14 protein-coding genes and 1 pseudogene are annotated in these 18,392 nt (G+C 62.6%); 9 read left to right on the plus strand and 6 right to left on the minus strand.

Annotated features, from left to right (window positions below; all coding sequences use genetic code 11):
* The 3 genes and pseudogenes from RUH75_RS07120 to RUH75_RS07130 form a co-directional block, all read right to left on the minus strand.
* Nucleotides 1-504 (minus strand): annotated as a pseudogene (locus RUH75_RS07120) (hypothetical protein); the annotation flags it as partial.
* Between the two features lie 472 nt (nt 505-976).
* The gene (locus RUH75_RS07125; protein WP_313803638.1) at nt 977-2,200 is read right to left on the minus strand and encodes a dipeptidase; all 1,224 of its coding nucleotides are present in this window, start codon (nt 2,198-2,200) and stop codon (nt 977-979) included.
* Nucleotides 2,200-4,569 carry a TonB-dependent receptor gene (locus tag RUH75_RS07130; RefSeq protein ID WP_313803641.1) on the minus strand — a complete coding sequence of 790 codons (2,370 nt, stop codon included), beginning with the start codon at nt 4,567-4,569 and terminating at the stop codon, nt 2,200-2,202. Before RUH75_RS07130 ends, RUH75_RS07125 begins: the two co-directional genes overlap by 1 nt.
* Before the next feature lie 419 nt (nt 4,570-4,988).
* Between RUH75_RS07130 and RUH75_RS07135 the strand changes: the two genes are divergently transcribed.
* Genes RUH75_RS07135 through RUH75_RS07160 form a run of 6 tightly spaced genes read left to right on the plus strand, consistent with a single transcriptional unit; the run spans nt 4,989 to nt 13,253 of the window.
* On the plus strand, nt 4,989-6,191 hold the full coding sequence (locus tag RUH75_RS07135; RefSeq protein WP_313803644.1) for an acyl-CoA dehydrogenase family protein: 1,203 nt from the start codon (nt 4,989-4,991) through the stop codon (nt 6,189-6,191).
* The gene (locus tag RUH75_RS07140; RefSeq protein ID WP_313803647.1) at nt 6,188-7,270 is read left to right on the plus strand and encodes a phosphotransferase family protein; all 1,083 of its coding nucleotides are present in this window, start codon (nt 6,188-6,190) and stop codon (nt 7,268-7,270) included. Before RUH75_RS07135 ends, RUH75_RS07140 begins: the two co-directional genes overlap by 4 nt.
* A 54-nt stretch (nt 7,271-7,324) precedes the next feature.
* Nucleotides 7,325-9,727 carry a TonB-dependent receptor domain-containing protein gene (locus RUH75_RS07145; RefSeq protein WP_313803649.1) on the plus strand — a complete coding sequence of 801 codons (2,403 nt, stop codon included), beginning with the start codon at nt 7,325-7,327 and terminating at the stop codon, nt 9,725-9,727.
* Between the two features lie 13 nt (nt 9,728-9,740).
* Entirely contained in the window at nt 9,741-11,072 is a 1,332-nt protein-coding gene (locus tag RUH75_RS07150) for an FAD-dependent oxidoreductase (protein ID WP_313803651.1), read from the plus strand.
* Nucleotides 11,072-12,373, plus strand: coding sequence for an MFS transporter (locus RUH75_RS07155; RefSeq protein WP_313803654.1), 1,302 nt, complete (start codon nt 11,072-11,074; stop codon nt 12,371-12,373). The genes RUH75_RS07150 and RUH75_RS07155 overlap by 1 nt, the downstream gene beginning before the upstream one ends.
* Entirely contained in the window at nt 12,366-13,253 is an 888-nt protein-coding gene (locus RUH75_RS07160) for an SDR family NAD(P)-dependent oxidoreductase (RefSeq protein WP_313803657.1), read from the plus strand. The genes RUH75_RS07155 and RUH75_RS07160 overlap by 8 nt, the downstream gene beginning before the upstream one ends.
* Before the next feature lie 127 nt (nt 13,254-13,380).
* Here RUH75_RS07160 and RUH75_RS07165 read toward each other — a convergent pair whose 3' ends face one another.
* Both RUH75_RS07165 and RUH75_RS07170 read right to left on the minus strand, forming a co-directional pair.
* Entirely contained in the window at nt 13,381-14,169 is a 789-nt protein-coding gene (locus RUH75_RS07165) for an enoyl-CoA hydratase/isomerase family protein (protein WP_313803660.1), read from the minus strand.
* A gap of 70 nt (nt 14,170-14,239) precedes the next feature.
* A complete protein-coding gene (locus tag RUH75_RS07170) occupies nt 14,240-14,992 on the minus strand; it encodes a glucose 1-dehydrogenase (RefSeq protein WP_313803662.1) in 753 nt (250 codons plus the stop codon).
* A gap of 262 nt (nt 14,993-15,254) precedes the next feature.
* Between RUH75_RS07170 and RUH75_RS07175 the strand changes: the two genes are divergently transcribed.
* On the plus strand, nt 15,255-15,944 hold the full coding sequence (locus RUH75_RS07175; protein WP_313803664.1) for a carboxymuconolactone decarboxylase family protein: 690 nt from the start codon (nt 15,255-15,257) through the stop codon (nt 15,942-15,944).
* Nucleotides 15,945-15,948: 4 nt separating this feature from the next.
* On the opposite strand, the gene RUH75_RS07180 is transcribed toward RUH75_RS07175, so the two are convergent.
* Nucleotides 15,949-16,701, minus strand: coding sequence for an SDR family NAD(P)-dependent oxidoreductase (locus RUH75_RS07180; protein ID WP_313803666.1), 753 nt, complete (start codon nt 16,699-16,701; stop codon nt 15,949-15,951).
* A gap of 237 nt (nt 16,702-16,938) precedes the next feature.
* Here RUH75_RS07180 and RUH75_RS07185 point away from each other — a divergent pair, with 237 nt between their 5' ends.
* Together RUH75_RS07185 and RUH75_RS07190 are read left to right on the plus strand one after the other, a co-directional pair.
* The gene (locus RUH75_RS07185) at nt 16,939-17,556 is read left to right on the plus strand and encodes a TetR/AcrR family transcriptional regulator (RefSeq protein ID WP_313803668.1); all 618 of its coding nucleotides are present in this window, start codon (nt 16,939-16,941) and stop codon (nt 17,554-17,556) included.
* A 3-nt stretch (nt 17,557-17,559) separates the two neighbouring features.
* Complete coding sequence (locus RUH75_RS07190; RefSeq protein ID WP_313803670.1) at nt 17,560-18,357, plus strand: helix-turn-helix transcriptional regulator; 798 nt, start codon at nt 17,560-17,562, stop codon at nt 18,355-18,357.
* Nucleotides 18,358-18,392 lie beyond the last annotated feature (35 nt).

Genomic DNA, 18,392 nt, shown 5'->3' on the forward strand with positions numbered 1-18,392 from the left:
ATGACTAAAGTTGACGGTGTGCTTTATTACGCCAATGATGTGTCGCAACCAGACATCGGCCAGGTTGCGGGTCATCGCCGCCAGCTGTCCGCCCTCCGCCGCCAGACCGGCAAGGCACCCCTCCAGCACTGCCATGGCGTTCGTGCGACCGGCGCGGACGGCGGTGGCGATCTCTGTCACTTGCCTCACGGCGGCCTCGTTCGACAAGGTGGCGGCATGCTGATCCAGCAAGACGAAATTCGCTGTCACACCGGGGATGCAGGAGTCCGGGATGGTCAGGCAGCGATCTTCTTTTCGGAGCGAGGAAGCTCGGGGAGGGCCGGAGCCTGCCGCGCACAGGAAAAGCTGCAACTGGTGGAAGATCATTAGCGGCAGGATGAGCAGGCCGACCTGCGTCGCGGGAAACAATGCCCCCCCCCCGCCATCGGCACGCCGGAAACCTTCTTCGGCCCGCAACATCAGCACGATGGCGTCGGCGCGGGATAATCCCACCAGCCATGCCATGCCCCGTGTCGGAAAGAGGGAGGCTCCTATCACCACCACAATCAGGCACAGCAGAAAAGGATCAGGGAAAAGAGGAACGGGGACCAGCGCGCCATAAAGATCATATGCTGCCGCTCCCCCTACCGATCCATTAGGTGTGTGTGGATTCATCTCATGAGGGGCTGCAAATGTCGCCTTTCCGCGCTTCGAAATCCACCACTTTCGTCGCACCCTGAACTGAATCCCCTACACACCCTGGAATGAGTTGTATCCATCGTTGCAAAAAGAGCACGGTTGATAAGGATGGCTATTTTAAAATCCCTGTACACAACCCGCTATTCCGGAATCGAGCAATCGAGCCGATCAGCAGCCGCATGGCTACGCGCCAATATCCTAACCCGCTTGCGCGGGAGTGTCGCTTGGGCTGACGGAGCGTGGTATTTACAGGTTTTACACGGTCAACCGAGGGTCCCACATGGATCGTCATGATCCCTTATCTGTTCCTCGCCGCCTCGGCGGCGGCCAGCACGCGCAGGACATTGCCCGACCAGATTTTCTGGACATCGGCCTCGCTATATCCAGCCTTGAGCAAGGCGGCGGTGATTTTCGGCAGGTCGACCACATCCTCCAGCCCGGCAACGCCGCCACCACCGTCCCAGTCAAGCCCGATGCCAACATGATCCGGCCCGATCACCTTCAGCGCATGGAGCATATGCGCCATGAAATCGTCGAAAGTCGCCCGGTCCGTCTCGGGATAGAGCCGGTCGATTTCCTGCCGCTTGGCCAGAAGTTCGGCGCGCTTTTCGGGCGACAGCTTCGCATCCTCGCGCAGCTGGCCGAACAGAGCCTTCAGCGCTTCCTGCCGCTGCGGATTGGGCTTTGAGCTACGTAGATAGGCGCCATATGCGTTCATCTGAATGACCCCGCCTTTGGCCGCCAGCGCTTTCAGATGCTCGTCGTCAATGTTGCGCGGATGATCATAGACCGCCTTGCAGCCCGAATGGGTCAGCAGCACCGGCGTGGTGGAAAGCGCCAGCAGATCGTCCAGCACCTGGTCGCTGCTGTGCGATGCGTCTGGCACGACGCCGAGCCGGTTCATTTCCTTCAGCAATTCCTTGCCCAACGGACTGAGCCCACCATAGCGCGGCTTCTTCGACGGATCGGTGGAACTGTCGGCGAACTGGTTATGCGCGAAATGGGCAAAGCCCGACACGCGCACGCCCATGTCGTAGAAGGTCTTGAGCAGCGACACGTCCTCGCCCAGCGGATAGGCGTTCTCGATCGACATATAGACGATGCGCTTGCCCGCCGCCGCGATCGGCGCGGCGTCCTTCGCCTCTAACGCAAGCTGGAAATTGGCGGGGTCCGACGCCACCATCTCGCGGATCGACAGGCCGCGCAGGATCGCGAAGTCGCGGGCCTTGCGGAAGCCCTCCTCGGTCAGCGGTCCCTGCGGCGTGTAGATCGCCCAGAAGCCGCCATCCAACCCACCCTTCTTCATGCGCGGCAGGTCGACCTGGGTATAGTCCTTGTGGACGTCATGCTCCTGCTCGATCGACCAGCCGGGCAGGTCGAGCGAAGCGGGCGTATCGAGATGGGTGTCCAGCGTCAGCAATCCCTGATGAAGCTGGTAGACCTTCTTCGGCACCTCCTGCGCCTGAGTCGTAGCGGAAAGCAGCGCGACCCATGCCACCCCCATCATCATCGTGAATCGCATCAGATCTCGCCCGAAATGGTGAACTGGAAGGTGCGCGGGGAAAGCGGCCGGAAGAAGCCGTCACCCGTCACCGAGGAGGAGATGTAGGACAATGTGTCCTTGTCGAAAAGATTGTCGACATTGAACCGCGCCTTGACGCTCTTGACCGGACCGAAGCTCCAGCCGTCGCCAATATCGACATAGGCGCTGAACACGGTGAAGCCCGGCACGCTCGATCCCGCCGCATTGGTGAAGGTCGACCAGCGCCGCGAAGTATATTTGCCCGAAATGTTAGCTACCAGCCAGCTTGCCGGTTCGATCGTCACGCCGCCGCTGACGATCCATTTCGCGCTGTCGGGGATATATTTGTCCGCGATCAGGATCGGCGTGGCGGCGGGAATGTCGTCCCTGAACCTGGCATTGTTGTAGGTGACGTTCAGGTTGCCATAGGCAAGGCCGTCCAGGAAGGCGGGCTTGTAGGTGCCGCTGAACTCCGCGCCATAGGACCGCACCCGCCCGACATTCTGGTAGAAGGTTTCGGTCGCCGCGCCGCCGCTGCCGGGCAGGATCGTGGTGATGGACTGGATGCGGTTCTTGAACCTGGTGTAGAAGCCCGCGAGCGAAGCATAGAGCTGCCCCTGATTGGTGCGGATGCCGATTTCCATATTCTGCGAGCGTTCGGCGTCCGGCTGCGGCACCCGCAGGCCGCCGGGACGGATGACGGAGTAGATGTCGTCCATTCCCTTGGGCAGCGCCATATTCTCGGCATAGGATGCGAAGAGCTGGGTGCGTCCGTCGATCTTGTAGAGCAGGCCGGCCATCGGCAGGAACATGTCCTTGTAATGGGCGGTGTTGATGCTCGGCCCATAGCCCGCGACCGCCACGCCGCCGACCGTCCGGTAATAATCGTCGAAGTCGCGATAACCGTTATAGCGATAGTCCAGCAGCAATCCCTTGAAGCCGAAATCCAGCACCAGCTTCTCGTCCGCCAGCTTCAGCGTGTCCTTCAGGAAGAGCTGAAGCGTGTCGCGCCGGTAATGATAGTCGCGGCGCAGATAGACCAGCTCGTCCAGATTGGGCGCGCTGTCCGGCGCGCCGTCGACCGTGTTGTAGCGGGCCTGGGTGCGGTGATATTTGTCGACCTCCGCCCAGGCGCCCGCCTCGACCATGTTGACGCCCATTTCCCAGTGCAGCTTGGTGGTGATGCCATAGCGGTCGCCGCCCACGCCCGACCGGCCGAACTCGACCCCCTTGGGCCTGGTGACCGGCAGGCCGATGGCGACCTCGCTGTTATAGCGGCCCAGCGAATTGGAATAAGTGTCCGGCGACACGCCATAGCCGCCCTTGTCCTCCCAATAGAGCGTCGATTCCGCCCATACGTCATCGGCTATGCCCGCATGGAAGGTCGCGCCGTAGAGCTTGTCCTTCCGCACATTGATCGCGAGATTATAGACCTGCGCATAATTGCTGTTGGAATAATAGATGCCCGCAGTCGTGGGCGCGAAGCCGGGCGTCGTGTTGGGCACATTTTCGATATAGGCGAAATCGCGGCCGCAAACGCCCACCACGCTCTTCACCGTGCAATTATATTGGGCGCGGGAAATGGTGGGCGAATCATAATCGAAAAAGTCGTTCGACACGAATTTGAACCGCGCCCAGCTATCGCCACCCAGATCGGCGTGGATCTGCCCCTCCCAATGCTCGCGATCGACCGATCCGGGGCCGCGCCACAGGTCGCTGTCCAGCTTCGTGCGACTGACATAGGCCTTGAACGGGCCGATCCGCCCGGTGCTGGCGCGGATGAAGGTGCGCTTCATGCCGAAATCGCCAAAGCTCTGCGACACGAACAGGCCCATCTCATCCTGTGGTGCGATGCTGTTATACTGCACCACCGGTCCAAGTGTCGAATAGCTGGGCAGGCTGACATCCCCGGCGCCGACCGCGGCCTCCACCACGCCCAGATTCTCATTGTCGACATAGCGGAACACCGGGCTGCCACCGAAGGCGTCGCTGCGCCCGGTGGGGATACCGTCGACCACGAAACCGATCTGATCGAGGTTGAAGGCGCGGGTCTGGACGCTGTTGCCGAACTCGTAGAGGCCAAGCGCGCCGTCGGTCTGGACGTTGAAGCCGGGCAACTGCTCTAGCATCTTCAGGCCCGAAATGCCCGATGGCGCCGATAGCAAGGCTTCGCGGGTGATCGCCACGACATTGCTCACCTTGTCCTCACCGATCGCCTCCGCCGATTGCGAGATGCGGCGGCCGGTGATGGTGATGGTGCTGGCATCTTCTTCCGTATTCGGCTCCTGCGCCCGGGCGTGGTGCGATACTGCGCCGATGCAGCATGAAAGCAGCAGAGCGGCACGGCGAACGGACAGGAATTTCTGCATGAATGGTCCCCTGTTGCCCCCTTTCGGGGATTATGGGCCGTTCAGGCGTGAGCCGTGCGCCACGGCGCGCGGCACTGCATCTCTCCAACAGGCATATGGGTCGGGCACATCGCTGCATCCGGTCAGCCTGCTCAGTTTTCTTGTGAAACGAAACGACGGTGAAAATCCGCCACCGGCAAACGGATAAATCTCAGTCCTGACGTTTTGGACAGTTGCTTATGAGCGAAGCGCAAATGCTGGTTATCTTCAGATTGTCCAGGGGGCATCCGCGCCCATAATGGCCGCAATCAATATTTGACACCCGACCGGTCGGTCGATTAATGCATGAGTCGACCGACCGGACGAATGATTGGAATGGCGGGTGAATGGGAGAGCGGTTCGCTGTGTTTTTCGAGCAGTCAAATCGATCGCGCGAGTGGATGGAGCGAGTGCGCGCTTTCATGGACGGACACATCATTCCGTCCATCGAGATATTCCATCGCCAAAGCGCGGGAATCGATCGGTGGAAGGAAATCCCGCCGGTGTTCGATGAACTGAAGGCCAAAGCCAAGGCCGAAGGACTCTGGAACTTCTTCATGCCGCCGTCGGAACATGACGACGAGTTTTTCACCAGCCCCGGCCTGACCAACCTGGAATATGCTCCCATCGCGGAACTGATGGGGCGTGTGTCGTTCGCCAGCGAAGTGTTCAACTGCATGGCGCCCGATACCGGCAATTTCGAAGTGTTGCATCGTTATGGCACGCCGGAGCAGAAACAGCGCTTCATGGTCCCGCTGCGCGATGGTGAGACACGCTCCGCCTTTCTGATGACGGAGCCGGAAGTGGCGTCATCCGATGCCCGCAACATCCGGACATCCATCCTCCGCGACGGTGGCGATTATGTCATCAATGGGCGCAAATGGTGGTCGTCGGGCGCGGGGCATCCGCGCTGCGCCTTCTTCATCCTGATGGGCAAGACCGATCCCGACGCGCCTGCCTACAAGCAGCAGTCCATGATCCTGGTACCGCATGATGCACCGGGCGTGACGCTCGTGCGGCACCTGCCGGTGTTCGGATACGACCATGCGCCGCACGGTCATTTCGAGGTGCTTCTGGAGGATGTGCGCGTACCCGCCGAGAATCTGCTGCTCGGTGAAGGGCGGGGGTTCGAGATCGCGCAGGGGCGCCTTGGTCCCGGGCGCATCCATCACACAATGCGCAACATCGCGACGATGGAAGTGGCCCTTGAAAAGATGTGCCGCCGCCTGCTCTCGCGCAAGAGCTTCGGCAAGGCGATCGCCGAACATTCGGTGTGGGAAGAGCGGATTGCGCGCGCGCGCTGCGAGATCGAGATGGCACGTCTGCTCTGCCTCAAGGCCGCGCACATGATGGATACCGTTGGCAACAAGGCCGCGCGGGCTGAGATCGCGATGATTAAGATCGCCGCGCCGAAGATGGCGCAGCGCATCGTGGACGACGCTATTCAGGCGCATGGCGGGGGCGGCGTCTCCGACGATTTCGGGTTGGCCGAACTATGGGCGAATACACGTATCGTCCGCCTGACAGATGGCCCTGACGAAGTGCATGAGCGCCAACTCGCACGGTTGGAACTCGATCGTTATCGCGGAGACATCGCGCAATGACCCCGGCCCAGCCAGCCGCCATGATCGGCCAGACCGAGGCCGTCGCTCCGGGCAGCCAGTTCGATGAGGCACTGCTTGCGCGCTACCTGGAAAGCGCGGTGCGTGGCTTTTCCGGGCCTATGACGGTCGAGCAGTTTCAGGGGGGACAGTCCAACCCCACCTTCCTGCTCAACACGCCCGACGCGCGCTATGTGTTGCGCCGTAAGCCGGCGGGCGTGCTGCTGGCGTCCGCCCATGCCGTCGATCGCGAATATCGCGTCACGCGTGCCCTGTTCGAAGCAGGATTGCCTGTCCCCGAGCCGCTGCTCCTGTGCAAGGACGAGGCGGTGATCGGCACGATGTTCTACCTCATGCGTCATGTTCCCGGACGGGTCTTCTGGGACCCACGCATGCCGGGTTTGACGCGTGAACATCGCGCGGCGATCTACGATTCGGCCAATGAAACGCTCGCGCGGCTGCACCTTGTTGACTACGAAGCGCTTGGGCTTGGTGATTATGGGCGACCTGGCAATTATTTCGCCCGCCAGATTTCCCGCTGGTCGCGGCAATATGACGCATCGCGCACCATCGACATTCCTGAAATGGACAGGCTGATCGCCTGGCTGCCGGGAGCGGTCCCGGAAACCGATGATCGCACCAGCATCATTCACGGCGATTATTCGTTTCACAACCTGTTGATCCATCCGACCGAACCGCGCGTCGCTGCCGTCATCGACTGGGAATTGTCGACGCTGGGCGATCCGATCGGCGACCTGACCTATCATATGATGGAATGGCTCCGGCCGGAGGGTGTCGACGATCGGGGCACGTTAAGGGGAGCGGACCTCGCCGCGCTGGGTATCCCCAGCGCTCGTGACTATGCAAAGGCCTATCGCGATCGCACTGGTTTCGAAGTCGATGCGACCCATCCCTTCTACACGGCGTTCAACCTGTTCCGCGTCGCCGCGATCCTGCAGGGGATCGCCGGTCGTGCCCGTGACGGCATCCAGACCGCGGGCAATGCCGGCGACGTCATCCAACGCATCGTGCCCCTTGCCCGGGCAGCGTGGGAAGCGGCCAGGGAGGCGGGCGCAAGCTGATTTTTTTGAAGAACGATCCTGAAAAACAATTGAGGACAAGAGGGAGAAAAACTGATGGCACGCAAGACAGACTGGCTTCTGGCGACCGGATTGACGGTTATCGCAATGGGAACATCATCCGTCTCCGCACAGGAGGCGGCATCGCAGCCAGCGCACGCGAGCGCGCAGCAAAGTCAGGAAATCGTCGTCACGGCGCGGCGCCGCGAGGAACGGTTGCAGGATGTGCCCGTGGCAGCAACGGTCGTCGGCCAGGAACAGATCCGCCAATATGACCTGACCTCGGTCGCCAACATCAAGATCGCGGCTCCCGAAATCAGTCTCGATCGCGGCTTTACCGGTTCTGCCTCGTCGATCTCGTTGCGCGGCGTGAATTCCTCGTCGATCGACGGCGGCGTCGAACAATCGGTCCTGCTCGATTTCGACGGCATGGCGATCAGCCGCGGGCGCATCCTGAACGATGCGCTGTTCGACGTGGAGGGGTTGAGCGTGCTGAAGGGGCCGCAGGCCGTTTTCTTCGGGAAGAATTCACCCGGCGGCGTGGTGTCGATCAAGTCGGCCAATCCTGGATCGAAATTCGAGGCCTATGTCCGGACCGGCTATGAATTCACGTCGGACAATGCGCAGGTGGAGGCGGCGGCTGGCGGACCGATCGGCGCAGGTTTCGGCCTGCGCGTCGCCATGTTCGCCAGTGACAGCCAGGGCTATATCCACAACCAGGATCGGGACGGGGTCGCCGATCTGGTGCGCACCGCTGCGTCGGGCAGCACCTTCGTGCCGGCCGCGCCCAGCCGCCTGGGGGCCGAGCGGAAACTGGCAGGGCGCGTCACGCTGACCTATGACAGCGGCGATGGCTTCACCGCCAATTTCAAGATGCTGGCAAGCCGCTATCGGGGCCAGGGCATTCAGAGCTTCAGCGAGATCATGGGCTGCCCCGGCGGTCGCACCCGGCCGGTGACGGGTGGTGGTGTCGTGGACCAGACCGGCGACTGCCAGTTGAACGACCGTTCGTCACAAGGCTGGCTGTCGCCCACGATTCTGGCCAACTGGTCGCAGGTGACGCAGAACGGCAATGGTCGTCCCTATTCGAAGAATAACAGCTACCTGCCGACGCTGACGCTCCAATATGCCGCCGACGCGGTGACGATCACTTCGGTCACGGGCTATTATGATTATGACTATGCCAGCCAGGGCAATGCGGATGCGACGGCCTATTCCTATTTCTGGTCCTATAGCAACGAGCGCAACAAGAGCTTCTATCAGGAACTGCGCGCGACGACATCCTTCGACGGGCCGCTGAATTTCGCGGGCGGCGGTCATTATGAGCGCAACCGCCGCGTCCTTTTCGTCGGCGCGGCGAGTGGACCATTGCCGCTTGATCCTGCCACTGGCCGGTACAATGCGAACGACAATGAACAGCGTAACCGGTCGGAGGCATGGTCGATCTTTGGCCAGGCATCCTTCGACATCACGCCCGAACTGGAACTGGCCGGTGGCGCGCGCTACACCAGGCAGCATAATGAGGTGAATTCGGGCAACGTATATCGTCATCCGCTCGTGACCTCGCAACTGCCGGTCGGCGTTCGTATCATTGGCGAAAAGAGCCAGGACAATATCTCGCCTGAGGCGACCCTGACATGGCGGCCAAGCCGTCAACTCACCCTTTATGGTGCGTACAAGACCGGTTTCCTCGCGGGTGGTTTCTCCAACCCCGGTGCGTTGAGCGCCATCACCACGCGCGATACGCTGAGTTTCGACGCGGAAACGGTGACCGGTTTCGAGATCGGCGCGAAAACATCGACCATGAACGGCAGGCTGACCGCCAACCTGACCGGCTACCGCTATGTCTATAAGGGCCTGCCGCTGACGTCGATCCTGGCGGTCAATGCCAGCACGCTGACCTACGTCACGCAGAATGCGGCCAACACCATTGCCCAGGGCGTTGAGTTCGAAGGCGCCTACCGCGCGCCCGGCGGCCTGACCCTGCGCGCGACGGCTGCCTATAACGACGCCCATTACAAGGATTTCGCCAACGCCCAATGCTATACCGGTCAGACGGCGGCGCAAGGCTGCGTGCCGGTGGGCAACGTCACTGCGCAGGACCTGTCGGGTCGGGGAGTCTATCGCGCGCCCAAGTTCATCGCCACGGCCGGCGCCGTGCAGACATTCGACCTGGCCAGCAATATCAGCACGACGCTGAACGCCGATGTGCGCTACAGTTCGGGCTATTATACCGGGCTGAACCTTAACCCTGTATCTTATCAGGATGGTTTCCTGATGTTGAACGCCGGCGCGCGTTTCGACGTGAACGATCGCTATTCGCTCGCCATCATCGGCCGTAACCTGACCAACCGACGTTACGGTACCATCGGCTTCGACAAGCCGGGCGGCAGCGGTGAGGTCTATACTGTCGCCGGCGAACCGCGTTCGATAGTGCTTCAGTTCGAAACCAAATTCTAAGGGACGCGGGCGCATGGAAGAAACGATCGACTGCGATCTGCTCGTCATCGGTGGGGGCATGGCCGGCATGTCCGCCGCCGGCTGGGCCGCCGAACGCGGCGCGCGCGTGATCGTGGTCGAAAAGGCGGCGGCGCTCGGCGGGTCTGCCGTCCTGTCGGGCGGGGTGTTCTGGACCGCCGCCTCGCGCGCCAAGATGCAGCTTCATGGCGGCGGCGATCCCGCGCTTGGGCAGGTGGTTTTCGATACCTATCCGGACGTTGTCGCCTGGCTGCGTCGACGTGGCGTCGACATGACGCCGCGCATGGATGTGCTGCATGGTCAGGGCTACCAGATCGATATTCTCGGCCATATTCGCGGTTGCGCCGATCTGGTGGAGCAGCATGGCGGCTTTATCGTCCTGGAAACCGAGACGACGACACTGGTTCTGAACGACGATGGCGCGGTGACCGGCGCCCGGACGCATCATGTCGACGGCGACGTGACGATCCAGGCCCGCGCCACGATTCTGGCCACCGGTGGTTTCCAGGGTTCGCCGAAGCTGCGGGCGCGCTATATCCATCCCAGCGCGGAAACCATGTTGCTGCGGTCCAATCCGGTCAGCGACGGCGCCGGATTGCGGCTGGGCGAAGCTGCGGGCGGGCATGTGGCGGGCACCAACCCGCATTTCTACGGCCATCTGGTCAGCGAACCCGATCGCTGGGACGACGAACGGCTTTACGTCAACCTGTCGCAATATCACAGCGACCATTCGCTGCTGTTGAACATGGCGGGCGCGCGTTTTTGCGACGAGACACGGGGCGACCATAGCAACACCTATGAAACGCTGATCCAGCCCGGGTCCCGCGCGCTGTGCATATGGGACGCGCGCGTGCACGAGGCCTATGCGACGGTCCCGGTGGTGTCGATCGGAGAGCCGCTTGACAAGATGCAGACCGCGCTTGACCATGGCGGCAAGGGCATCGTGGCATCTAGCCTGGATGCGCTGGCGGCATTCGCCACCGATCAGGGCTTTGACGGGACGGCCGTCCGCAGGACGATGGAGGCCTATAACCGCGAAGCGCGTCATGGCTGGGAAGTGATGGACCCGCCGCGCAGCGAGGATCACAGGCCAATCGACAAGCCGCCTTATCATGCCCTGGTGGTGCATCCGGCGATCACCTTCACCTTTGGCGGACTGACAGTTGATACTGGCGCGCATGTGCTGCGTGCCGACGGTTCGCGTGTCGCCGGCCTGTATGCCGCGGGGGCCGACGCCAGCGACATATTTGGTCGTGGCTATGCTGGCGGACTGGCGCTGGCGGCCACCTATGGCGTTACCGCGGCGCGATCGGCCGGATGGGTGTGATGGACAAGACGATCCGTACAGGCGTTACCGATGCGCAGGGCGTGCGCGCCAGGCGGATGGCGTTGCTTGCCCTGTTTCTGGTTTCGGCGTTCAATTATATGGACCGCACGATCCTTTCGATCCTCCAGATTCCGATCAAGGCCGAACTCGGCCTGTCCGACAGTCAGTTGGGCGCACTGACGGGATTCACCTTCGCGCTCTTCTATGCGACCTTGTCGCTTCCGATCGCGCGATTGGCCGACCGCTACAGCCGCCGATGGATCATTATCGTCTCGCTTGTCCTGTGGAGCAGCATGACGGCCTTGTGCGGGCTGGCGATCGGCTTCACCAGCCTCGCCTTTTTCCGTATTGGCGTCGCAATCGGCGAAGCGGGCAGCGTGCCCGCGAGCACCTCTCTGATTGCCGATTATTATCCGCCGGCGAAGCGGGCGACCGCGATTTCGTCCTGGGGCCTCGCGCTGCCGGCCGGCTTGCTGATCGGCTATCCGGTGACCGGCTGGCTAGCGGACAATGTGGGGTGGCGCACGACCTTCGCCATCGTCGGCATTGTCGGCATATTGCTGGGGCCGGTCGTGCTCATGATGCTGGCCGAACCGAAGCGCGGACAGCTTGATCCGGCGCCAGTCGCGCCGCAGCCGCCATTGCCACTGGGCCGGTCGCTGGCGCTGTTGTGGCGGAATCGCGTGTTCCGTTATCTGGTCATGGCGGGCATGCTCCATGGCTTTTCGCAATATGCGATGATGACCTGGAACGCTCCATTCTTCAGGCGAAGCTTCGGGCTGTCGCTGGGCGAAGTGGCAAGCCTGCTGGCGGTGCTGAGCGGCGCGGCGGGCGGTGTCGGCATTTATGTCAGCGGCCTGGTCTGCGATCGCCTGTCGCTCAGGGACCGCCGCTGGCCGATCTGGTGGATGGGCATCGTGGTCGGTGCGACGGTGCCGTTCGCGCTGCTGCAATATTTCGCCGCTTCGCTGCCTGTCGCCATTGGCGCGGCCATTGGCGCGGGGACGTTCATGATCGCTTATTATGGTCCGATCATCGCGACCACCCAATCGGTGGTGCCCCCGCAAATGCGGGCCTTTTGCAATGCCGTGCTGTTGCTCAGCTTCAACCTTTTCGGCCTTGGTCTGGGGCCGTGGGTCACGGGCATGCTCAGTGACTGGTTGACGCCACAATTTGGCGAGCAGGCACTGCGGTACGCGCTGGTGCTGGTGCTGGTCGGCTCGCTGTTGAGCGCGTTCATGTTTTTTCACGCCGCGCGTTTCGCCGATGGCGGTCATCAGGAGAGTCTGTCGGATGCATGATTTCAAAGAGAAATGCGCGGTGATCACCGGGGCAGGCAGCGGCATCGGCGCCGCGCTGGTGGAGCGCGCCGCCCGTGAAGGAATGAACCTCGTCCTGGCCGATATCCAGATCGATCAGGCCAAGGCGCTGGCCGAGAGAATCGGCTTCGACCGCGCCTTCGCAATGCATTGCGACGTATCCGACGGCGCAAGCGTCGATGCGCTGGCCGATGCCGCGTTCGAACGGTTCGGCGCGGTCGACCTGCTGTGCAACAATGCCGGCATCGTACCCGGCGGCCGGCATCGCCGGGTGTGGGAATATACGCCCGGCGACTGGAACTGGTCGATCGGGGTCAATCTTTACGGGGTGGTGAACGGCCTGCGCAGTTTCGTACCGAAAATGATCGAGGCGGGTCGGCCGGCGCACATCATGAACACGGCTTCCGTCGCCGGATTTGTCAGTGGTTCGGGATCGGCATGCTATGGCGCTGCGAAGCATGCCGTCGTTCGGGTCACTGAGGCGCTCTATGCCGGTCTGCGGGAAATCGGCGCGCCGATCGGCGTGACGATGCTCAATCCCGGGCTGGTTCGCACCGGCATCTACGAGGCGGAGCGGTTGCGGCCGGATCGCCATGCCGATGCCAATGACCCGCCGGTTGAATCCGAGGAACTGGAGGCGATGCGCGATGAACTTTATCGCAACGCGACGACGCCCGAGGAGGCAGCCGACTTGGCGTTTCAGGGGATCATCGACAACCGCTTCTATGTCTTCACCTCGAGCAGCTTCGATGCCGCCATCGAGCAGCGGGCGCAGGATATACTGACCCGCAGCGATCCGCACTTCGAGAGCATTGTGGCGATGAGCCGCAAGGATTCGGGGCTGGGCGCGATGTCCGCCTGAGCAGTTGTCCCGCCAAGGTGTCAAAGTTGGGGTATCTCACGACGGATACCCACCTTTCTTTGCCTCACTCGAGACGAAAGTGGCGGTCGTCGGCCTCATATTACCTCGCTTCATGACGCGGAAGGCTTCACTTTGCGATGAAGTTTGGCGGACGTTTTGCCAGGAAGGCAGCGATTCCTTCGCGTCCCTCCGCGCCGCTGGCGGATGACGCTATCCATCGGCTCTCATCGTCAAGTTGCGTGGCGAGATCCTGCGTGGTCGAGGCGAGCAGCAGGGAGCGGCATCGACCGATGGCCGTCGTCGGTCCGGCGGCAAGGCTCCGCGCAATTTCCCGAGTGGTGTCGATCAACGTCTCGTCGGGAACGACGCGGGTGACGAGGCCGATGGCGGCGGCCTCCTGCGCTTCGATGCGGCGGTTGGTCAACATGATCTCCTGCGCGCGGCGGAGGCCGACGAGGCGCGGCAACCACCAGGACGCGCCGCCATCGGGCGTCAGCCCGAGTGCGCTGTAGGCGGAGGTGAAGTGAGCCGAGGCGCACGCGATCGCGATGTCGCCAAGGATCGCCAGGCTGAAGCCCGCGCCGGCGGCGGGGCCGTTTATCGCGGTGACCAGCGGCTTGGCCATGGTTGCCAGGCGGTGGATTCCTGCGTGGAAGCTGTTGGCGAGGTCGAGCACGGTTGCCTCCGCATCATCGCCTGCCTTTGCGAAGAGATCGACATCGCCGCCGACCGAGAAGAAACGGCCGCTGCCGGTCAGCACGACGCATCGCACCCGGGCATCGTCCGCACAGCGATCGGCCATGTCCCGGAGCGCGCGCGCAACCTCGGGGCCGATGGCGTTGCGCCTCTCGGGTCGCGCAAGCGTCAGCCACGCAACGCCGCCCGCCAGTTCCAAAGTGACAGGAGCGCTGCTCATGCTGCCCCAGCGCCTTCGACCTTCGCTGCGATGGTGCCTGCACGCTCGCTCACGGTGCCGAAGATCCTGTTCATTGCGCGGTCGTCCCGCCGTCAACCACCAACTCGGCGCCGGTCATGTAGCGGCTTTCGTCGCTGGCGAGGAACAGGATGGCGTTGGCGATCTCGTCGGGCTCGCCGGGACGGCCGATGGGCACGTCCGCGAGCAATTTCTTCGCGATCTCGGGGTCTGCATAGGCGGGGGCGGACAGCGGCGTCCTGATATGCCCGGGGTGGATCGAATTTGCCCGCACGCCGTTGCGGGCTTCCGCGCATTCGAGCGCAGTGACCTTGGTGAACATCCGCACGCCACCCTTCGCTGCACAATAGGGGCCCGTTCCGGACGCAGCCACGATGCCGCGGATCGAGGACATGTTGACGACCGCGCCATGGCCCGATGCGGCGAGCAACGGCATCATATGCTTGGTCGCCAGGAACACACTGTCGAGATTCACCGAGATGATGGAGCGCCATTCCTCGAGCGAGGTTTCGGTAATCGGCTTGAACCGGCCGAAGCCGGCATTGTTGACGAGGATGTCGAGCTTGCCGAAGCGGGCCTTTATCCGCTCGGCAAGCGCGATCCAGCCCTGCTCGTCGGTCACATCGAGCGTGATCGCGTCATGCGCTTCCCCGGCCAGATTGTTGCGGACGGTCTTCAGCTTTTCCCTGTCGCGATCGACCAGCAACAGAGTGGCGCCTTCGGCGGCAAATCGCTGCGCGGTGGAAAGGCCGATGCCCGATGCGGCACCCGTGACCAGCGCAATGCGACCGGCAAAGCGGGTCACGCCGTCTTCTCCCTCATGCCGGCATCATCGAAACGAGCGAAGGTGAAGACGCCGGTGGTAATCGCCATTTTTCCGGAGAATATGTGCATGCCGGCTCCCGTTCCTCTCTCATCCTTCGGTCCGATACAGGACTCGGTATCTGATTTGTATCTATTCGACCGTCCGGTCGGGCGTCAATCTCAATCGCGCCATTGACGCCAAGGAAAGAGGGGCATAGCTGAGGAATCAGCCGACCGGACGGTCTGGAAAATCAGGAGAGATCATGACTATCCCTTCCAATCCCCTCCTTGCGCTCGGGCTGTTGCGTCGGGATGCGCCCAAGACGGTCGCCGGTTTCCGGCGCTGGCGTGCGATCATCGACACCGACGGCGTCATTCCGGGCCGGATCAAGCGTCTGTTCGTTGCCTGTGCCGCGACTGTGAAAGGCTATGAGGAGATGGCGCTCCGCGAACTGATGGCGGCGCGCGATGCAGGCCTGAGCGAGCAGGAGGCCGGCGCGGCGGTGGCGATCCTGTCGAGCGTGCGCGGGGAAGGGGCGGCGCTGCGTTTCCACGGGTTGTTTCGGCGGGCCTATCCCGATGCGGTCGATCCGGACGCGGCAGATGAGGATCTGGTCGTTGACCCTGGCGCCAGTGAGGCCAATTTCCTCCAATATTTCGGTACGATGCCGCCTTCGCTTGGCAAGCTGCTCGAACTCAAGCCGCTCGGCGCGGATGCCTATTATCTGATGCGCGAAGGCACATTGTCCGGCACCGCTCTTGGGCCGGTGCATGCCGAGCTGCTGCTCGTCACCATACTCGTCGCGGACTATAGCAGCTGGGCATCCGTGCATATGAACGGCGCGAGGAAAGCGGGGGCCAGCGAGGAGGCCGTTGCGGAGGCGGTGATCTGCGCGGTGCCCACCGCTGGCCTGTCGGCCTGGGTGATCGGCGCCACGGCGATGGATGCCTGATCCCCTACAGCCCGCTGACGAGGTGGCCACCATCGACCGCAATGACGGCGCCCGTCATGTAGCGCGACTGGTCCGAGCAGAGCAGCAGGAAGGGGCCGTCGAGATCGCTCATCCGGCCGAGCTGGCGCTGGGGGATGCGCGCGATCAGGCGCTGACCGGCTTCGGATGCGAAGAAGTCACGGTTGAGATCGGTTTCGATATAGCCGGGCGCCAGCGCGTTGACGCGTATGCCAAGCGGCGCCCATTCGAGCGCCAGCGCCTTGGTCAGCTGGATCAGGCCCGCCTTGCTGGTGGCATAGGCGGCAAGTCCCTTGGAGACGCGCTCGCCCAGGATCGAGGCGATATTGACGATCGCGCCCCCGTCCCGGCGCATGGCGCGCGCGCCCTCCCGGGCGACGAGGAAAGCGCCGGTGAGGTTGGGCGAGAGCACATCCAGCCACTCCTGCGCCGTCACATCAATCGCGGCGCGGGTCTGGGCGACGCCGGCGTTGTTGACGAGGATCGACAGCGGTACGGGCGCTTCGCACGCGATCCGTTCGAACGCATCGGCGACGGAGGCTGCATCGGTCACATCCATGGCAAGCGGCAGGCAGGCGCCGCCTGTCCGGTGGATTTCCTCGGCAAGCGCTTCGAGCGCGCTCGCGCGTCGGGCCGCCACGAAGACCGTCGCGCCCTGTGCGGCAAGCAACATCGCGAAATGGCGGCCCAGCCCGGAACTGGCACCCGTTACCAGAGCCACCTTGCCGTTCAATTGCATTTTTCCTCTCCATCACACTTGCGCCATGGCGCGAACGGGGACATCAGTAGTTACAACCGACCGGGCGGTCGAGTTGCCATTTGGAGAGGGGCATCGTCTTCTCTTCTTCCGGGGAGTGAGGAAGCGCCCCGCATCAACCGTGCCGCACTTCCCGTGGACGCTGCGGCCCTGGTGCAATAGAGTGAAAACCGGCGGCCTTGCGGCGGCTGGCAAAGAGGAAAAGGACTAAGGCCCGGCATGGCTCGGCAAGCGACGAAGAAAAGACAGACGACCGAAGCGCATGGCGAAAAGCGCAACGAGATATTGAGGCACTGCGCGATCCTGTTCGACAAGGTTGGCTATCACAAGGCGTCGATGCAGATGCTGGCGGACGAAGTCGGCCTGGGCAAGCCGACGCTCTATCATTATTTCCCGAGCAAGCACGCCATTCTCTACGCGATCCATGAAGCGCATATGAGCGTGCTGCTCGACGGGGTGGCGGACAAGGACCCGGCGGCCAATCCGTTCGATCGGCTGCGTTCGGGCTGCATCGATATCCTGCGCCAGATCGCCGAGCATCCGGGCTACGTCCGCGCCTTCATGGACCATTATGAGGATCTGGAAGGCAAGATGCGCAACGAGATAAGGGCGCAGCGGAAGGAATATTTCGAGCGGATAAGGGGCATCATCGTGCTTGGTATCGAGAATAAACAGTTCCGCGACTGCGATCCCGACATTACCACTTACGGCTTCCTGGGCATGTGCAACTGGGCCTATAAATGGTATCCACCGCTGGCGAAGAAACGGTCACCCGAAGAGGTTGCGGACGCGCTGTGCGGCCCCTTCTTCGAGGGACTGAGGTTGACGAAGCAATAGGCCATGCCGACACCGTCCCGACCGTCGGTGTTCCTGTCGACCGAAGCAATTGCGGCGGTGCGCTTCATTGATCCGTCGGGCATCCGGTCCGCGGCAGAGGCGCTTCGCGACGAGGTGGAGGCGCTGTGCGGCCTTCGCACGGCGGTATCGCACAATATCGCGATTCGCGATTTGATGCGCGATGGCGACGGGGCGCTCCTTGCGAGCGAAGTGTTCGGTTTCCGGGAAGGCGAGGCGCGTTGGTGGGAGACGCCGCACCTGGCCCTTTCCTCGCCACTCGTTCATGCCTGCCGCGTCGAGGCGGAGCCATTCTGGTGCAATGCCCAGGGGTTCCGCACGCGGATCGCCAATCCGCTGCTCGATGCCATCGATCTCACGGAATTTCGGGCGCGCGCCATGACGGCTGCGGCGCTGGTCGTCCCTATCCATCTGCCGTTCGGGCAGATAGGGGCTGCCAGCTTTCTGTCGCCCGATCCCGATGAAGAGGACCTGTCGGCGGCCTATGATGCGTGTGCCGATATGCTCGCGGTGCTCGCCCGCGCCTTTGTGGAAAGCTATGTGAAGGTCACTGCGCGGGCGCGGCCGGACCTGGCGGGGGTTTTGCTCAGCAAGCGGGAGGTCGAGTGTCTGCGTTGGGCGGCGGCCGGAAAGACGAACGATGAGATCGGGCTGATCCTGGGTCTACAGCGCACCACCGTCCGCTTCCATATTCGCTCCGCCTCGCAAAAGCTCGATGCGGTCAATCGCGACCAGACGCTGTTCAAGGCCGCTCAGCTCGGTTTCCTGGCCACGATGCGTTAACCGCTGTCGCATTGGTCAGCAGCCGACCGGACGGT

Source organism: Sphingobium sp., assembly GCF_032153725.1.
Classification (GTDB): Bacteria; Pseudomonadota; Alphaproteobacteria; order Sphingomonadales; family Sphingomonadaceae; genus Sphingobium.

Excerpts from the sequence above, each read along its gene's own strand:
- RUH75_RS07125 (WP_313803638.1), bottom strand. The coding sequence starts at position 2,200 with ATGCGATTCACGATGATGATGGGGGTGGCATGGGTCGCGCTGCTTTCC.
- RUH75_RS07130 (WP_313803641.1), bottom strand. The coding sequence starts at position 4,569 with ATGCAGAAATTCCTGTCCGTTCGCCGTGCCGCTCTGCTGCTTTCATGC.
- RUH75_RS07135 (WP_313803644.1), top strand. The coding sequence starts at position 4,989 with ATGGAGCGAGTGCGCGCTTTCATGGACGGACACATCATTCCGTCCATC.
- RUH75_RS07140 (WP_313803647.1), top strand. The coding sequence starts at position 6,188 with ATGACCCCGGCCCAGCCAGCCGCCATGATCGGCCAGACCGAGGCCGTC.
- RUH75_RS07145 (WP_313803649.1), top strand. The coding sequence starts at position 7,325 with ATGGCACGCAAGACAGACTGGCTTCTGGCGACCGGATTGACGGTTATC.
- RUH75_RS07150 (WP_313803651.1), top strand. The coding sequence starts at position 9,741 with ATGGAAGAAACGATCGACTGCGATCTGCTCGTCATCGGTGGGGGCATG.
- RUH75_RS07155 (WP_313803654.1), top strand. The coding sequence starts at position 11,072 with ATGGACAAGACGATCCGTACAGGCGTTACCGATGCGCAGGGCGTGCGC.
- RUH75_RS07160 (WP_313803657.1), top strand. The coding sequence starts at position 12,366 with ATGCATGATTTCAAAGAGAAATGCGCGGTGATCACCGGGGCAGGCAGC.
- RUH75_RS07165 (WP_313803660.1), bottom strand. The coding sequence starts at position 14,169 with ATGAGCAGCGCTCCTGTCACTTTGGAACTGGCGGGCGGCGTTGCGTGG.
- RUH75_RS07175 (WP_313803664.1), top strand. The coding sequence starts at position 15,255 with ATGACTATCCCTTCCAATCCCCTCCTTGCGCTCGGGCTGTTGCGTCGG.
- RUH75_RS07180 (WP_313803666.1), bottom strand. The coding sequence starts at position 16,701 with ATGCAATTGAACGGCAAGGTGGCTCTGGTAACGGGTGCCAGTTCCGGG.
- RUH75_RS07185 (WP_313803668.1), top strand. The coding sequence starts at position 16,939 with ATGGCTCGGCAAGCGACGAAGAAAAGACAGACGACCGAAGCGCATGGC.
- RUH75_RS07190 (WP_313803670.1), top strand. The coding sequence starts at position 17,560 with ATGCCGACACCGTCCCGACCGTCGGTGTTCCTGTCGACCGAAGCAATT.